This window comes from Zunongwangia sp. L-65 (assembly GCF_056859415.1).
Genome location: NZ_JBSXOK010000041.1, coordinates 1 through 15667, shown reverse-complemented (window position 1 = coordinate 15667; position 15667 = coordinate 1). Strand labels below are relative to the sequence as shown.

Annotated in this window: 13 protein-coding genes, 1 tRNA gene and 1 pseudogene; 9 read left to right on the top strand and 6 right to left on the bottom strand. The window is 36.6% G+C overall.

What is annotated here, in order from left to right:
- Positions 1-2: 2 nt before the first annotated feature.
- Complete coding sequence (locus AC13DP_RS04485) at positions 3-3143, bottom strand: SusC/RagA family TonB-linked outer membrane protein (RefSeq protein ID WP_483067365.1); 3141 nt, start codon at positions 3141-3143, stop codon at positions 3-5.
- A gap of 645 nt (positions 3144-3788) precedes the next feature.
- Here AC13DP_RS04485 and AC13DP_RS04480 point away from each other — a divergent pair.
- The 7 genes and pseudogenes from AC13DP_RS04480 to AC13DP_RS04450 all read left to right on the top strand — a co-directional run bounded on the left by AC13DP_RS04480 (position 3789) and on the right by AC13DP_RS04450 (position 9882).
- The gene (locus tag AC13DP_RS04480) at positions 3789-4994 is read left to right on the top strand and encodes a primase-helicase family protein (RefSeq protein ID WP_483067364.1); all 1206 of its coding nucleotides are present in this window, start codon (positions 3789-3791) and stop codon (positions 4992-4994) included.
- Positions 4995-5303: 309 nt separating this feature from the next.
- Complete coding sequence (locus AC13DP_RS04475) at positions 5304-6158, top strand: toprim domain-containing protein (RefSeq protein WP_347406488.1); 855 nt, start codon at positions 5304-5306, stop codon at positions 6156-6158.
- A 146-nt stretch (positions 6159-6304) separates the two neighbouring features.
- Positions 6305-6601: a mobilization protein MbpA gene (gene mbpA / locus AC13DP_RS04470; protein ID WP_347406489.1), complete on the top strand. Its 297-nt coding sequence runs from the start codon at positions 6305-6307 to the stop codon at positions 6599-6601.
- The gene (locus AC13DP_RS04465) at positions 6598-7470 is read left to right on the top strand and encodes a relaxase/mobilization nuclease domain-containing protein (protein WP_347406490.1); all 873 of its coding nucleotides are present in this window, start codon (positions 6598-6600) and stop codon (positions 7468-7470) included. Before mbpA ends, AC13DP_RS04465 begins: the two co-directional genes overlap by 4 nt.
- Before the next feature lie 11 nt (positions 7471-7481).
- Positions 7482-7943, top strand: coding sequence for a DUF6730 family protein (locus AC13DP_RS04460; RefSeq protein WP_347406491.1), 462 nt, complete (start codon positions 7482-7484; stop codon positions 7941-7943).
- 365 nt (positions 7944-8308) lie between these two features.
- Positions 8309-9509: pseudogene (locus AC13DP_RS04455) on the top strand (IS3 family transposase).
- Between the two features lie 196 nt (positions 9510-9705).
- A complete protein-coding gene (locus AC13DP_RS04450; RefSeq protein WP_347406492.1) occupies positions 9706-9882 on the top strand; it encodes a hypothetical protein in 177 nt (58 codons plus the stop codon).
- Here AC13DP_RS04450 and AC13DP_RS04445 read toward each other — a convergent pair.
- From AC13DP_RS04445 to mce, 4 genes are all read right to left on the bottom strand, one after another.
- A complete protein-coding gene (locus AC13DP_RS04445; protein ID WP_347406493.1) occupies positions 9879-10898 on the bottom strand; it encodes an AAA family ATPase in 1020 nt (339 codons plus the stop codon). The two genes, AC13DP_RS04450 and AC13DP_RS04445, sit on opposite strands and share 4 nt — an antisense overlap.
- Positions 10899-11280: 382 nt before the next feature.
- Positions 11281-11802, bottom strand: a complete 522-nt coding sequence (locus AC13DP_RS04440; RefSeq protein ID WP_347406494.1) for a hypothetical protein — start codon at positions 11800-11802, stop codon at positions 11281-11283.
- Positions 11803-11989: 187 nt separating this feature from the next.
- Positions 11990-12063, bottom strand: a tRNA-Ile gene (locus tag AC13DP_RS04435).
- Positions 12064-12284: 221 nt separating this feature from the next.
- A complete protein-coding gene (mce, locus tag AC13DP_RS04430; RefSeq protein ID WP_347406495.1) occupies positions 12285-12686 on the bottom strand; it encodes a methylmalonyl-CoA epimerase in 402 nt (133 codons plus the stop codon).
- Between the two features lie 102 nt (positions 12687-12788).
- Between mce and rbfA the strand changes: the two genes are divergently transcribed.
- Together rbfA and AC13DP_RS04420 are read left to right on the top strand one after the other, a co-directional pair.
- On the top strand, positions 12789-13181 hold the full coding sequence (gene rbfA, locus AC13DP_RS04425; RefSeq protein ID WP_013074048.1) for a 30S ribosome-binding factor RbfA: 393 nt from the start codon (positions 12789-12791) through the stop codon (positions 13179-13181).
- A 1-nt stretch (position 13182) separates the two neighbouring features.
- Entirely contained in the window at positions 13183-14379 is a 1197-nt protein-coding gene (locus tag AC13DP_RS04420; RefSeq protein ID WP_347406496.1) for an ABC transporter permease, read from the top strand.
- 10 nt (positions 14380-14389) lie between these two features.
- Here AC13DP_RS04420 and AC13DP_RS04415 read toward each other — a convergent pair whose 3' ends face one another.
- Positions 14390-14833, bottom strand: a complete 444-nt coding sequence (locus tag AC13DP_RS04415) for a hypothetical protein (RefSeq protein ID WP_347406497.1) — start codon at positions 14831-14833, stop codon at positions 14390-14392.
- Positions 14834-15667: the final 834 nt, after the last annotated feature.

Here is a 15667-nt window from a genome sequence, read left to right as displayed (position 1 = left end):
TTTTAGAATTGTAAATTAACACCTACTGTGAAAGTCTGAGGAGATGGATATGCACCAAAATCTACTCCTCTTGATTGAACCCCTCCATTACCATCAATATCAGTCACACTACCTATTTCAGGATCCATTCCGCTATAGCCGGTTAACGTGAGTAAATTCTGCCCACTAACGTATACCTTAGCATTTGTTAGACCTATGTTTTCTATGACATCAGGCGATAGGTTATAGGCAAGTTGGATGTTTCTTAGTCTTAAAAAAGAACCATCTTCGACAAAATGATCAGAAACCCGGTTATTCTGGTTCACATCCTCTACCACCGCTCTAGCGTAAGTATTAGATGGGTTTTCCGGGGTCCACCTATTTTCATAATACTCCTGACTTACGTTGGTGTAAGCACTGTTTATACCATAACCTCCGGCAGTTTCTTGCTCCACTCTGGTAAAGTTTAAAATGTCATTTCCATAAGAACCATAAAGGGCTATTCCAAGTTCGAAATTTTTATAAGAGCCATTGAAATTTACACCTCCATAAAAATCTGGAAAGGGGCTCCCGATAACTTCGCGGTCTGCCGCCGTTATTTCTCCATCATTATTTAAATCTACAAAACGCCTATCTCCGGGAGCGATAGGATTTTCCCCGGTGGATTCTTGATAAGTACCATCTGGTGCTTCAGCGTTTAATTCATCAATTTCTGCCTGTGTTTGAAAAATTCCGTTTGCCCTATATCCATAAAAGGTACCTACATTACCACCGACATAAGAGCGGGTGAAACCTAACCAATTGTCCACAAAATTTGGAACAAAGTTGGTCTCAAAAATCAAAAAATCTTGGTTTCTTGTTAGTGCTGTAATTTCATTTTCAATTTTTGTGAAATTCGCAGATAGATCAAATTGAAAATCTCCTTGATTCTTGCGATATCCTACAAGTAATTCGAGACCTCTATTTTCAACATTTCCGGCGTTTACAGTTCTTGAAGTAAATCCTGTTTGCGGTGGCGTTGTTTCCCTTAGCAAAAAGTCCTCTGCAGACTTATGAAAATAATCCACAGTAAAATAAAGCTGTCTATTAAACAATTCAGCATCGATACCTACATTCGTTTGAACCTGAGATTCCCAACCTAAATTAGGATTCCCCAAAGTGGAAGGCGCCAACCCGGAAACGGGCTGTCCACCAAAAACATATCCATTATTATCATTGGTGGGTCCACCGGTATATGAAGTAAAGAACTGGAAAGGCTCAATCCCTTGACTATTCCCTGTTTCACCCCAGCTTCCTCTTAATTTTAATAAGTCAAAAGTGGAATTCTCCATAAATGCTTCCTCATCTATATTCCATCCAGCTGCTAAAGAAGGAAAAGTTCCATATAAATTATTTTCTGAAAATTTATTTCCTACCCCATCCCTACGCAGCGTTGCCGTAAGGGTGTATCTGTCTTTAAAAGTATAGTTGAATCTCCCGAAGGTACTTGCAAAAGTAGCCGTTCCCCAAGTACCAGACCTATTAGTTACTTCTTCGGCAGCAGCAAGATCTCGAATATCATCACTTAAAAACCCTCTTGATTCTACATATACATTCTTAAACTTATTCTTTTGTGCAGAAACTCCAAGCAAGACTTCAATTCTATGGTCTTCAAATGTCTTTTTGTATTCTAATAAACCTTCAGCGAGATATTCATTAAAGGTGCTTTGGTTTATGGTATAGGTTGCTGAAGGATTATTATCAGCATTAGAATTACCACGATTATATCTTGGAAGGAAAGACCATCCAGCATAATTCTGAGTTTGGAAACCAAATTTACCCGTCGCCTTAAATCCATCAAGGAAGCTATATTCCAAAGCGAGGTTACCTAAAAGATTATTGGTACCATTATCATTGTCGTTTTGCAAGGCACTGGCCAAAACATTATTTGTGGTTGAAAGTAAACCGGTATCAGGAAAAGCTCCATAATTACCATTCCCGTCATAAGGTTGGTTAGTACCTGTTCGGTCATCAAGATAAGGCACGTTTGTGAGCAATTTTGTAAATCCATAATAACCCTGAGATAGATTCTGATAACTCTCAGAATATGCATATTTCATATCTGCTCTGGCGGTTAAATTATCCAGAATATCATAATCAGCATTTAACCCAATATTGTAACGTTTGTAAGAAGAGGTTAAAATGACGCCTTCTTCATCCACCATTCCAACACTCAGAGCAGCTCTAGCTTTTTCACCTCCACCACGAATACTAATATTATGACCTTGCCTAAAACCTGTATCAAAAGCATAATCCTGCCAATTGATATTACGCAAGTCTCCCGGATTTCTCCATTCATCTAAAACTTGCTTATCTTGATTTTCGGCTATTTCGAGTGCAAAATCTGTAAATTGATTAACGTCTAACATATCAATTTGCTCCGGTTCCAACTGAAACCCGGCCCAGGAATCGATACTAACCGTAACTCTATCCCTAAGACCTTTTTTGGTTTCAATAATAACCACTCCGGCATTTGCCCTAACTCCATATATTGCGGCAGCCGAAGCATCCTTTAATATCGACATGGACTTTATATCATTAGGATTTAAGAATGAAATATCCTGGGTAGGAAAACCATCTACAACATATAATGGGTCGTTATTTCCAAAAGAACCTACACCTCTAATATTTACCGAAAGCCCAGCTCCTGGTCCCCCTGAATTTTGAGTTATTTGAACACCTGCAGCTTTCCCTTGAAGTGCCTGACTAACCGAGGTTGCAGGAAACTTTTCTATATCTTCACTGGATACGGAACCCACAGCTCCTGTTAAATCTCTTTGGGTGGAACTCCCGTAAGCTACTAATACAACTTCTTCCAGACCATTGGCATCATTTTCAAGAACAACATTAATAGTAGTTTGCTCATTTACCTCAACTACTTTTTCCTTCATTCCAACATAAGAAAAAATCAGTTTATCGTTAGAATTGACATTATCGATACTATAATTACCATCAAAATCTGTGGTTACACCCGTTGTGGTTCCTTGAATCAAAATTGACACACTTGGCAAAGGCATACCATTATCATCGGTGACCGTCCCAGTAATAGTTTTAGTTTGAGCCATTACAATCTGTGTACAAAACAACAATAATAATAACCCAAGAAGGCCCTTGAATTTACTCATAATTTCACTTTTTATCTTATTATTTCTAAAATCAGAGCCAAAATTAGAGCACTTAATAGGCTTTAGTTAATATTATTTTATCAATTACTAATCAAATAATTTAAAAATTGATAAATTTTATCAAACAGAAAAGTAATATTGAAACAAAACCTGATAATGTTTTGGACAGTACGCAATACAAGACCATGTAAAATCAAACCTTGATATTTTAAATCGGTTAGAATTACAAACAATTATTTATCATTTTAAAGCATAATTTCATTACTCGAGTTGTCCTTTATTAAAATCTAAAATGATGAATGCTTTAAATTGGAAATGAAAAAATTTTACATAAACTTTTGTAAACTGTAGTCAAATCGTATTTCTAATTTTTGGATAAATATTATGTCTTCTTTCCAAAATCTGCCGAAATTTTCCAAATTTCCATATTTTTCATAAAAATAACCAGTTTAAGAAATTTCTTTCCAGTATGTCATTTGACTATAAATGATAGCTCTTGGTTTTAGGTTTAAAAATTTACCTACATCAAATTACACTATTCGCAATCAAAATAATTTTTTTATATTTTTTATTCAATTATTATCAGTTTTAATTAAATTTAAATGATGTTTTATCACTGAAGTAAACATTGTTTAAAAACAAGAAATGAAACGGGAAGGCTCTTATATTAGAGTGGGGACTCAATATTACAAACTGGTAAAAACACCTAGTATTTCAGGCCAGGTTAATGAATCCCTTGTTCCCTGGAATATTGAAACCATTAGGCAGGACCACGGAAAAACTTATCTCGCCGGGATTCCAAAATTCGATGGCTTTACCTGTATCCCTGATCATATCAATTTCAAATATTCCCACTTTAATTTCTACAACACCTATGCCCCACTTAGCCATAAGTTATTTGAGGATCAATGCCCGATATCACTGGAATTTGTCCGGCATATTTTTGGAGGTCATTACGACCTCGGCCTGGATTACCTGCAACTTCTATTTATAAAGCCGACCCAGATCCTACCTATTCTTTGCCTGGTTTCCAAGGATCGATCTACCGGAAAAAGTACTTTTTTGAAATGGTTGAAAAAAATATTCGAAAACAACCTTACCTATCTTACCAATGATAATTTTACCAGCCAGTTTAATTCTGATTGGGCGAATAAACTGCTAATTTGTATCGATGAAGTCTTATTCAACAAGGAGGAGCTCACCGAACGGATCAAATATTTAAGTACCACCAATATTAATAAGCTGGAAGCTAAAGGGAAAGATAAACGGGAAGTAGAATTTTTCGGAAAGTTTGTACTAAGCAGCAACAACGAAGAGAATTTTATCAAGATAGACCATCACGAAACCCGGTTCTGGGTGCTAAAAGTTCCCGGTATTAAAAAAGAACAGACTTCATATTTAGAAAAACTTACTGAAGAAATTCCGGCATTCCTTTACTATCTGAAACATCGAGAACTTCATTCTACTCATCAAACCAGGATGTGGTTTAGCCCTGCACAAATTGAAACCCCGGCATTGCGCAAACTGGTGCAGCATAATAAAAACCGGATCGAAAAAGAACTGGCCAATATTCTAATGATGGTGATGGAAAACCACGACCTGGAAACAATTGACTTTTGTCCGATGGATATTTTTAATGCGATCAGTAAAACCAGGCTCCGCACCGATCTTACCCAAATCCGGAAAATCCTGAAAAAGGACTGGAAACTTTCAAGCCAGCCTAATTCGAATAAATATCAAAAGTTTATTATTTGGGGAGATGGTAGCACTAACCTTACAGGTGCCAAGGGACGCTATTTTACTATAAATAAAATGTTCCTGCTTGAAAATTTTCCAGAGCAAACAACATAGTCAAAAGACGGGTTTTAGTAAAAAACGATGAATTGATGAGGAAATGATGATAGTCGATCACTAGTATTTGCTGGGGGGTTCCGACTGCTGTCATCGTTTCATCAAAATGAAAGCTGCTTTTGAAAGAAAAAGATTTTGAATACTTCTTTTTTTTGATGAATGATGACAGAACAAAATGAACCCAGCGAGAGTAAGGGTTTTGGCTATCATCAAATTGTCATCAAACTGTCATCAAAAAATAATGATGACAGAAGTTAGGCTTAAAATCCAGAACTATAAACAGGATCAATACAAACTAACTAAATGCTGATGAAAACAGGAAGATTAAGCTGTGAAAAAGCCCGCAACATTTGCATCGTCAAAAGCCTCGCAAAGTTGGGGCACTTTCCCAGCAGAAGAACGGAAAAAGAAGCCTGGTTTCTGAGTCCCTTGCGGTCAGAAACACAGGCCTCTTTTAAGGTTTCTAAAGAACTCAATAGGTGGTACGACTTTGGAATAGGCGAAGGAGGTAATGTAATTGACCTTATATGTATCATCCAAGATTGTGGGGTTAAAGAAGCTTTGCGGTTTTTAGATCAAGAAACCATCATACCTATTTACAGTTCACCAAATAACCAAAGGCCTAAAGAAAGTAAAATTCAAATTGCGGCTGTAAACCCATTAGATCATCCAGCCCTACTCCACTATTTGAAAACTCGAAAGATCACGGAAAAATTAGCCGGGCATTTTTGTTACGAGGTATGGTATCACTGGAAGGAGAAACAGTATTATGCAATTGGACTTCAAAATTGCAAAGGAGGCTGGGAACTTAGAAACAAATACTTCAAAAATTCCAGTAGCCCCAAAACCTATTCTTTTATTAAAAACGATTCCAGGCAGTTGGTGATTACGGAAGGGATGTTTGATTTTCTATCCCTGGCTACCATTGATGAAGATCTAGTACAAAGTTCAGACTGTCTCATTTTAAACTCCCTGGCTTTTATAAAAGGAATCGAGACTTTGATCCCGAAATATGAAAGAGTTTTACTCTACCTCGATAATGATCCTGCTGGAAAAAAAGCAACAGCTTCACTTTTAAACCAGTTCGATAACGTAAACGATTGTAGCGATTTCTATTCTGGCTATGGCGATCTCAATGAAAAATTGATCAATGAAGGAAGTTGAAAAAAAAGAAAACGTAATAAGAAAGCTAAGTGGGTAAGTAATAAATGCCTATCGGTAAATTTCAGTTGAAAGGGAAAAGCAAGATGTGTCATTGTAATGACAATCTTGCTTTGCGCCCGGTGGTTGCAAAGTCTTAAAAAGAAAAAATGAAAAGGGAATATATCCAGGTTCGATGCTCGATCTACGAGAAGAAGCTGCTTCAAAGAAGAGCAGCCAGGGCAGGAATTTCCCTTTCAGAATATATAAGAAATACAGCCTTTAATAAAAATATTGTAGAACGGATCACCCCAGAACAAGTGGAAACTTATCAAATGCTGGTACAGTACAAAAACAACTTTACTCGCATCGGCAATATGTTTAGAAAACGGGATCCAAAGCTGGCCAGGGAAGTGGAGGATCTTGCCAGGGAGATCAGAACGCACTTAAAAAACTTTAAAAAATGATTGGGAAAGGACATGCCATTTCCGGCACCAGGGTATCGATCTCCTATGGCTGGAACCAGGAGAAAGAAGCTGAAGTCGTGCTCAGAGAACACGTAGCCGGAGAAACCCCCGCGGAGATCGCTGAAGAGTTTAGGATTATCCAGACGCAAAATGAACGCTGCATTAATAACACCTTAAGCTTTATCGTAAGCCCCACCATTGAGGACGGGAAGGATTTAAGCAAAAATGAACTGGAAGATCTCGCTAAAAAGTTTTTAAAGGAAATGAAGCTGCAAAACAATCAATCCATTGGTTTTGTTCATCGGGATAAAGCACATACCCATGTTCATATCTATACCAACAGAATTGGTTTTGATGGTAAAGTTTATAATGACAGCTTTATCGGTAAACGAAGCCAAATAGCAGCCGATAACGTCGCCAAAGAATTAGGGCTTACCAGGGTTCGGGAAGTACAGCAGGAAAAGCTTAATGAATTGAAACATCTACGACAGGCAATCAAAAATATACATGACAGGGTACTGCAATCGAGACCAAAATCCCTGGATGAATATATAAACAAAATGAAAGCCCAGAAGGTGGAAGTGATCCCCACTATCAATAAAGCGAATCACCTGCAGGGCTTCCGGGTGGAATACAAAGGAGTTAACCTTAAGGCCAGTGAGGTCCACCGGTCGATGAGTGGTAATCGGTTAATTCCCCAGATCGCCCAACACAGGAGTTTCAGAATGATAAAAGAAGTACCTAAAACCTTCCAGGTGTTGGATAAGACAGTGCGGCTAAGCGGTAACCTGTCGACCAAAATAGCTAAAGAGCTTGTAAAAGGAACAATAAAAATTATAAGGGATACCGGAATAGGTATGGGATATTAAAATTATAAGCAATGAAAAAACTTGATGAAATTATGGAACTGATGGCCGATGAGATGGCTGATTTCAAAACTGCTGTGCTGGAACTTCAGAAACTTTCGGGGCACCTGGCTGAAATGAGCATCCCTATTAGTACAGAAGCTTTGGAAAAGAACCTGAATGCATTCTTACAAAAGCAGGAAGCAGAAAAAGAAAGAACAGATGAAATTCTAAAGGAAATTGACCGGAAGTTAAGACACGCCAGGATCATACCCAATTATCTTTTGATCCTTTTCGGAATACTCGGAATTCTGGCCCTGGGCTTGTTAGGGTACTTTGGATATTCCAATAATAATACCCAGCAGGAAAACTTTGAAGTTTACCGGACGATCATGGAATCACAGAATATGTCCTATGAAGATTATTTTGCAGCATATCCTGAAACCTACCAGGCATACTGTGAGTGGATATCGGATGGATACCAAGGATTCAAATAGTGGCTACAGGCTGAACACTAGGATTTGTAATGACAAATGCTTTCCTTGAAAAAACCAGTAAATTTGCGTCAAATGCCCTGAAATCCGCAATAAACCCATTGAAATTTGCGGCAAAAATTTAGTAAAAAATAAAAGTAAGTTTAGATCAGTGGATAGTGAGTGGATATTCCGGGAAATGGGCTCTATGTCCCTGATAATAGGCTCAAATTTACTGGTTTCGTAAAAATAAGTAGGTAGCGCCCTATGCTGTTTTTACTTTACGCTTAACTTCCCGTACACTATAAAAACAGTATAGGATCTGGACTTACTATATTAGCCTGGACGGTAAGTTGAGTTAAAATTTGCTGGTTATTATCTTTACCAAGATGAAACGAAAACCAAAACATTACACCTTAGCATTTAAACAAAAAGCAGTAGAATTAAGCTACGCTAAAGGTAGTGTGGCACAAGTCTGTGAGGACTTGGATATATTACCCGCAGTACTTTACCGTTGGCGTAAAGAACAAAAGGACTATGGGAAGAACAGTTTTCCCGGTCGGGGGAATCCCAAGATGACCGATGAACAAAAGGAGATCGCGCTTTTGAAAAAACAGCTAAAGGATACTGAAATGGAACGGGATATCTTAAAAAAGGCGATTTGCATCCCAGCCTGCCGGCTGGCAGGTTCTCCAAGAGCGACAGCAAAAATACCGGTTCATAAAACAGCACCTTATGAAATTTCCTGTTGAGAAGATGTGCAACGTATTAGGGGTAAGTAAAAGTGGTTATTACCATTGGTTAAAGTCAGGCCCCAGTAAGCGCTGGAACGAGAATCAGAAACTTTCCACCCTGATCACCTACATATTCGAGCAGAGTTATCAAAGCTATGGAGCCCCAAGGATAAAAGCGGAACTGAAAGCCATGGGGTTTAAAATATCCAGGTCAAGGGTAGCCCGTATTATGAAAGCAAACTGTTTATACGCCAAACGAAAACGAAAGTTTAAAGCAACTACTGAGAGTAACCATAATTATCCGATAGCCCCTAATTTACTGAATCAATATTTTGAAGTAGATAGGGCAAACCAGGTATGGGTAAGTGATCTAACCTATATCCAGACCGGACAGGGCTGGCACTACCTAACGGTAATTATCGATCTGTTCAACAGAAAGGTTATTGGGTGGGCCTTAAGTGACAATCTCACTACTGAAGCAACCATTGTAAAAGCTTGGGATATGGCCGTAAAGAACACAGTACTGGAAAAACCGCTGATATTCCATTCCGATAGGGGTGTCCAATATGCAAGCCATAGGTTTACCGGTATCCTCAAAAACCATAAGGGTTTGATAAGACAGTCCATGAGCCGGAAAGGGAACTGCTGGGACAATGCCGTGGCAGAATCATTCTTTAAATCCTTAAAAGTGGAATGGGTGTACTGGCATAAATATAACCTTAGGTCCCAGGCAGAACTATCCATCTTTCAATGGATCGAGACATGGTACAATACCAGAAGAAGACATTCCTATTTAGGAAACAGGACTATTAAAGAATTTGAATTAGATATGTATAATCACAAACTGGCAGCATAGTCACTCAACTTAAAGTCCACATTTTTGTTGCAAGTCCACGTTTTCTTGGAGTGAAGATCATTACGGTTTAGAGAATGCTTTATTTTCTAATGTTCAAAAAAAAGAATATCGTTTACAGCCAGCAGATATTGAAAGACTGGAAGGTGAACTGGCTATCGCTGTTAGATGTATCAGTAAGTCTAACATTGATACCCAATTGTTACAGCATTATAAAAATGCAGATCATCCTTTTTCCCTCATAATTACAGTAACCGAAGAAATAAATAATGAGACAGATCATAGTCTCTATGATGAAATGCTGGTTAGTAACGAATTAACAATAATACCAGAAGCTGAAGTTATGGGTGATGCTGATTTAGAAGCAGAAAATTAATCTTTTTTTAGCGCTTTTTTCTCCTGTTGGATCAGATCCAGCCAAATATTGGTATCAACTACTTTACTGATGTTCTTATCATCCATCTGGTTAAATAATGTTCGTTTAATAGCATTAATTAGAGTTTTTTGAATACTATAGAAACTTAAACTGGAACAAGCTTTGAGTATAGTACTCATATGAATGTCTTTCGGTAGACGAAACTGTCCGTTCCGTAGGGTCAGCTCAATCAATTCTTCTATTTGTTTACCGTTGGGCAATTCGAATTCCAAGTTTAGATCAAACCTTCTTACCAATGCTTCATCAATCATTTTCTCTTGATTCGTCGCCGCAATAATAATGGAATCGGGTGGTAAATAATCAAATAACTGAAGTATAGTATTCACCACTCTTTTCATCTCGCCATGATCCTGATTATAGTCTCTTATCTTCCCAATAGAATCGAATTCATCTATGAATATAATACAGCTTTCCTGAGTAGCTTTTTTAAAAACTTTCATTAGGTTTTTACTTGTCTCTCCTAATTTTGAAGAAACAATCGCACCAAGACTTACAATATACATGGGCTTTTCCAACTCACCAGCTATAACATAGGAAGCTAAAGTTTTACCGCATCCAGAAGGTCCATGTAATAGCAACTTGTTAGATATCGATAAATTGAATTGTTGTAAAAACTCAACTGATAAATTCTCTCGGATAAAATGATTTAATTTCTCTTTGACATCGTCAGAAACCACCAAGTCTTTTAATCTGTATTCAGAGCGTAGTTTATCAATTACTAAATCATCAATTTCTCTTTGAGTCTGCTGATTGAAATAATGATCGGATCCAACCCTGGTTAATTGACCAGATTGTCGTTTAGCATCTTTTACCAATGACTGTAACTGCAAAGCCATATTGACACGCTTACTATCTCTATAATAGGAAATGATTTTTTGAAGAGAATCTAATAAGTTCTTTTGATCATTTTCTAGACCATATTTAGCAATTTCTTTTATGTAATCAATCTGTCCCATTTGTTTGATAAAAGTGATGCAAAAATAGAAGAAACTAGAATATAGCGATGACAATTACTCATCAATTCTTTCTGTCTGACCGTTAAGTATAGCTCTCTTGTAAATTTAAAAGAATTCTATTGACTAAACTAATGTTTAACTTTTAAAAAGACGGATACAAACATATTCCAATTGGAAACCTATTTGGCTGCTGACTATGGCAAGCTCATGAAATTCAATTATAGAGTCAAAAATTTTATTAGTATCATTTAGGGTAAAAACCAAAAATGAGGTAAAATAGAACTTAATTTTATTAGCAATCTGTCATAAGAAATGGGTGTTCTTCCTAAGCAAAATCATAATCAACTGAATAAATATAAAATGATTGATCATCTATTTCTATCTAACTAAAAAAACCATCCTGGAAATGGTTAAGAAGTTCCTCTCCGTTTTCGATAATATATTCAACTAAATCACTTTTAAGAATATCTAAATTAAAGAATTTAGCCGCTGTAACTACAGTAAAACCAAATACTTCAGGAGAACAATAAGTATTAATTGCATTCCAAAAGTCAATTTCAGTTAATTTATGAAGATTAAGCGCCATATTCAAATCCGGCCAATCTTCTTTTTCTATATAAGTAAACAGCTTATCATAAAATTCAATTTTGTAATGAACCTCTTCAAAAGCTTCACTAGCGGCAAGATCATCCAGATACATTGCCATATCATTGTCTGTTAGGTAAGTTTCAGCCAATTCATAAAGATCTTCAAGGCTGCTTATTATAAAAACACCATTATCCGATTGAACCAAACAAGATTGATTCTTATCATTCTTAAATCTTCTTTTAATTTGAAATTCTTTCGAATCCAAATGCATTGCATTTGAAAATGCTCTTTCGTAATTTTTTACACTCCGTGGCATAAATAGATCTCTCAAATAATTCCAAGATAGGATTTTATAGAAACAATCTCATTAAGGTTTAGAATAATTCTTGGCTCTAAATGGAACGTTTTGACGTTAAAATAAAGTTAAAGAAACTGTATGTGCAAATTATGTGCAAATGAAAAAGGCTTCACGGGGAAAACCTCGTGAAGCCTTTGTTTATCAGTGGTCCCACCTGGGCTCGAACCAGGGACCCCTTGATTATGAGTCAAGTGCTCTAACCAGCTGAGCTATAGGACCAGTCCATAAATTAATTATGGGTGCGCAAATTTAGATAAATCCCCGTTATACGCCAAACATTTTTTTAATTTACTCACCAATAAATATTTAATGTTTTGATACTAAATAACCTAGACGCAATCCCTCACGCTATAAAACCTAAAAACTTTTTCCAATATCCAGACAAGCCTCAGGAGATTATCGCCTTTTGTAGGTGTCAGGAAATGAGTTCAGCTAAAAAATTAGCGGATTTCCTGGCAAAGTTCGATTAAAACTCCATTGGCATCCTTAGGATGCATAAAGACCACCAGCTTGCTATCTGCTCCCTGTTTTGGTTGTTCATTTAAAAGCCGAAAGCCTTCTTTTTTTAATCTGTTGATCTCTGCTTCGATATCATCTACCGCAAAAGCAATATGATGTATGCCCTCCCCTCTTTTCAGAATAGATTTTGCAATGGCACTATCGGCTGATGTTGCTGCAAGTAATTCGATCTTACTTTCCCCTATTTCAAAAAAAGAAGTATTTACCCCTTCGCTAAGTACGGCTTCGGTTTTATAATGTGGTTTTCCCATTACTGCTGCGTAGGTTTTATTGGCAGCTTCAAGATCACTCACGGCAATGCCTATATGTTCAATCTTTTTCATTTCAGTATATTTAATCTCGATTATCGAGCAAAGATGATACTAAAATAATTATTCTTATCTTCAATAAATCTACAGCTAAGTTTAAAGTACTATTTTTGCAACATGGAAACAAACAGACAGAAAAAAATAGGAGGCGTTTTGCAGAAAGATCTGGCAGAAATCTTAAATAACAATTTAAGGGATGCCGGGATCAATGGAATTTTAATTTCTGTTTCTAAAGTTAAAGTAACTACAGATCTTAGCATTGCCAAAGCCTATCTAAGCGTATTTCCGCAGAAACACGCCGGTGATATTTTAACAGAATTAAACGAAGTTAAATCTAAAATAAAACATCAAATGGCATTACGTACCAAAAATCAGCTACGTAAAATGCCCGATCTTAGCTTTTTTATCGACGACTCTTTAGAATATATCGAGAACATCGAAAAATCGATGAAAGGCGATGAGAACCCAATTAGCAATCCAGATCTATTAGACCGCAGGAAAAAGTCATAGCTTGAAATTCCCTTTTTACATCGCCAAACGCTACCTGTTTTCTAAAAGCAGTAATAATGCGATTAATATTATCACCATAATCGCTGCTATTGGCGTTTTTGCCGGTGCTTTTTCTTTATTTATAGTACTATCCGGATTCTCTGGACTTCGGGAATTTAGTCTTGCTTTTGCCAATGAGTTTGATCCCGACTTAAAAGTGATTCCTAAAACAGGGAAAACCATCACTTTTTCTAAAAATATGGAAGAAGAATTCTCTAAAATCGAGGGCATTGCAAACTATAGCAAAACAATCGAAGAACGGGTTTTCCTGGAATATAAAGAAAAAACAGCCTGGGCGTTTATAAAAGGCGTAGATGAAAGGTATCAACAGGTTACGGTTATCGACAGCTCGGTAGACGGTACCTGGTTTACCTCTTCTGAACCACAGGTGGTAATTGGTGCGGATATTTCCCGAAAACTAAATCCCGGGATTTTTAATTATAACCGACCTATGCGGTTAATAGTTCCTAAACCTGGAAAAGGACAGGTAACCAATCCTGCCGATGCTTTTAACCAAAAAAGTGTGGTGGTAAGTGGGATTTATAATATCAATTCAGACCTTAACGATAAATACGTTTTCTCGAATATCGCTTTTGCACAAAGCCTTTTAGATTTAGATAAAAACACCTACAGCGCCATAGAGATTAAATTAACCGCGGAAGCTGACGCCGAAAAAGTAAAAGCCGCGATCTTGAAATTGTTTGGCAATTCGGTTGAAATACGAACCCGTGCGCAGCTTAACGATGTGCTCTACAAAATGCTAAATACCGAAAACCTTGCGGTGTACCTTATTTTTACACTGGTTCTAATTATCGCATTGTTCAATGTGGTAGGATCGATTATTATGGTTATTCTCGATAAAAAAGAGAACATTAAAACCCTGCAAAGTCTGGGCGCGTCGCCAGGCCAAATCAAAAATATCTTCTTTACCCAGGGCATGTTAATGTGTAGTATTGGTGGGGCTATCGGACTTTTATGTGCGATCTTTCTTATCTACCTGCAGATGCAGTTTGATCTGGTAATGATTACCCCAAGCTTAGCTTATCCCGTAACTATTGAAATCAGTAATATTCTAACCGTCATCCTTACTATTGGTATACTTGGTTTATTTGCCTCTTTCCTCGCCGCAGGTCGCAGTAAAAAAGCTTTAGAAGAATAGTAATGAATGTTTATTCTCCTTCGTACATAGCAGGAGTAACATCTATATTAGTTATAAATTCACCATTTTTATCGAAATAGTTATAACTCATCGTGATTTTATGCTTTCTAAATTCTTTTAAATCAGAAGAAGTTTTTACACTTTTCGTAAGATTTGGTTTCATGTAGTTATTAAATTCTTCAGAATTTATTTCGCTTTTTTCCAAATTCAATAAAGTATAGTGGTACTTAAAAATTTTATCTGAAACCGTCGAAGCACTATCCAGGCGGGTATCCTGATCTATTTGCTGTGGAGAAATTTCATTAAGTTCTTGGGCAGCATCCTTAAGTTTATCCTCTAAATTAGCATCAAAAAATAAATATTGCACTGCAAAATAAGCCACAATAAAGGAAATCCCAAAGGTAATTCCTTTAATCACTTTTTGTTTGGTAGTTGTTTCTTCTCCTGTTTTCATATTATCCAATACTAACGGGTGGTTTAAATTTAAAAACTTCCTTCCTGTTTATTCCTGATTCTCTCGTATATTTTCTAGATTCTTCACTAAAAAAAGATTTCTCCATTTCGCTACGCTTCAGTCGAAATGACAACCTTTAGAATGCAATGTTTAAGGTTTAAAGTTCAAGGTTTTAAAGTTTTATCCAGCGTCTTGTAGATTCTAGATTCTAACAGTCTAGCAGGTCTATATTTAGAACTTTACAGTTTACGGTATACAGCAATCAGATTTCAGAAGTACATTCAAAATTCAGCATTTAAAATTCAACATTTTAATCTTGACTCCTGGTTCTTGCGTATTGTCTCTTTTGGTCTATTTTCCCTATTCTAATAGCGGAGCATCTAAATTTAGGATACAAATTATCAATTCCTAAGATTTTGTCATTTCGAGCGCAATGAAATGAAGTCGAGAAATCTAAATCAACTAGATTTCTCCATTTCGCTTCGCTTCAGTCGAAATGACAACCTTTAGAATGCAATGTTTAAGGTTTAAAAGTTGTTGTATTGAGAAGTCTGTTTTCAATATACAGTTTACATTGTACAGCCATTCATAATTCAGCATTTAAAATTCAAAATTTTAATCTTGTCTCCTGATTCTCTTGTCTATTCTCTCTTTTCTAGGTTCTAACTTTGATACTTTCAACTTCTATTGATGTTTTTTCTTTTTTCCATTGACGAAAAAAGAAACAAAAAAGTCTAGGCTTACGAACCTTGCTCTAAATTGTACATTCGGAAGCTAAATTTTAGGAACTCGCTTCGCTCAAACAGCCTAAAATTTTAACGCTTCTCTCATTTT

What these genes read in the sequence shown, in the direction of transcription:
- AC13DP_RS04440 (WP_347406494.1), bottom strand. Translation starts at nt 11,802, where the DNA reads ATGCCACGGAGTGTAAAAAATTACGAAAGAGCATTTTCAAATGCAATG.
- AC13DP_RS04485 (WP_483067365.1), bottom strand. Translation starts at nt 3,143, where the DNA reads ATGAGTAAATTCAAGGGCCTTCTTGGGTTATTATTATTGTTGTTTTGT.
- mbpA (WP_347406489.1), top strand. Translation starts at nt 6,305, where the DNA reads ATGAAAAGGGAATATATCCAGGTTCGATGCTCGATCTACGAGAAGAAG.
- mce (WP_347406495.1), bottom strand. Translation starts at nt 12,686, where the DNA reads ATGAAAAAGATTGAACATATAGGCATTGCCGTGAGTGATCTTGAAGCT.
- AC13DP_RS04475 (WP_347406488.1), top strand. Translation starts at nt 5,304, where the DNA reads ATGAAAACAGGAAGATTAAGCTGTGAAAAAGCCCGCAACATTTGCATC.
- AC13DP_RS04415 (WP_347406497.1), bottom strand. Translation starts at nt 14,833, where the DNA reads ATGAAAACAGGAGAAGAAACAACTACCAAACAAAAAGTGATTAAAGGA.
- AC13DP_RS04460 (WP_347406491.1), top strand. Translation starts at nt 7,482, where the DNA reads ATGAAAAAACTTGATGAAATTATGGAACTGATGGCCGATGAGATGGCT.
- rbfA (WP_013074048.1), top strand. Translation starts at nt 12,789, where the DNA reads ATGGAAACAAACAGACAGAAAAAAATAGGAGGCGTTTTGCAGAAAGAT.
- AC13DP_RS04445 (WP_347406493.1), bottom strand. Translation starts at nt 10,898, where the DNA reads ATGGGACAGATTGATTACATAAAAGAAATTGCTAAATATGGTCTAGAA.
- AC13DP_RS04465 (WP_347406490.1), top strand. Translation starts at nt 6,598, where the DNA reads ATGATTGGGAAAGGACATGCCATTTCCGGCACCAGGGTATCGATCTCC.
- AC13DP_RS04480 (WP_483067364.1), top strand. Translation starts at nt 3,789, where the DNA reads ATGAAACGGGAAGGCTCTTATATTAGAGTGGGGACTCAATATTACAAA.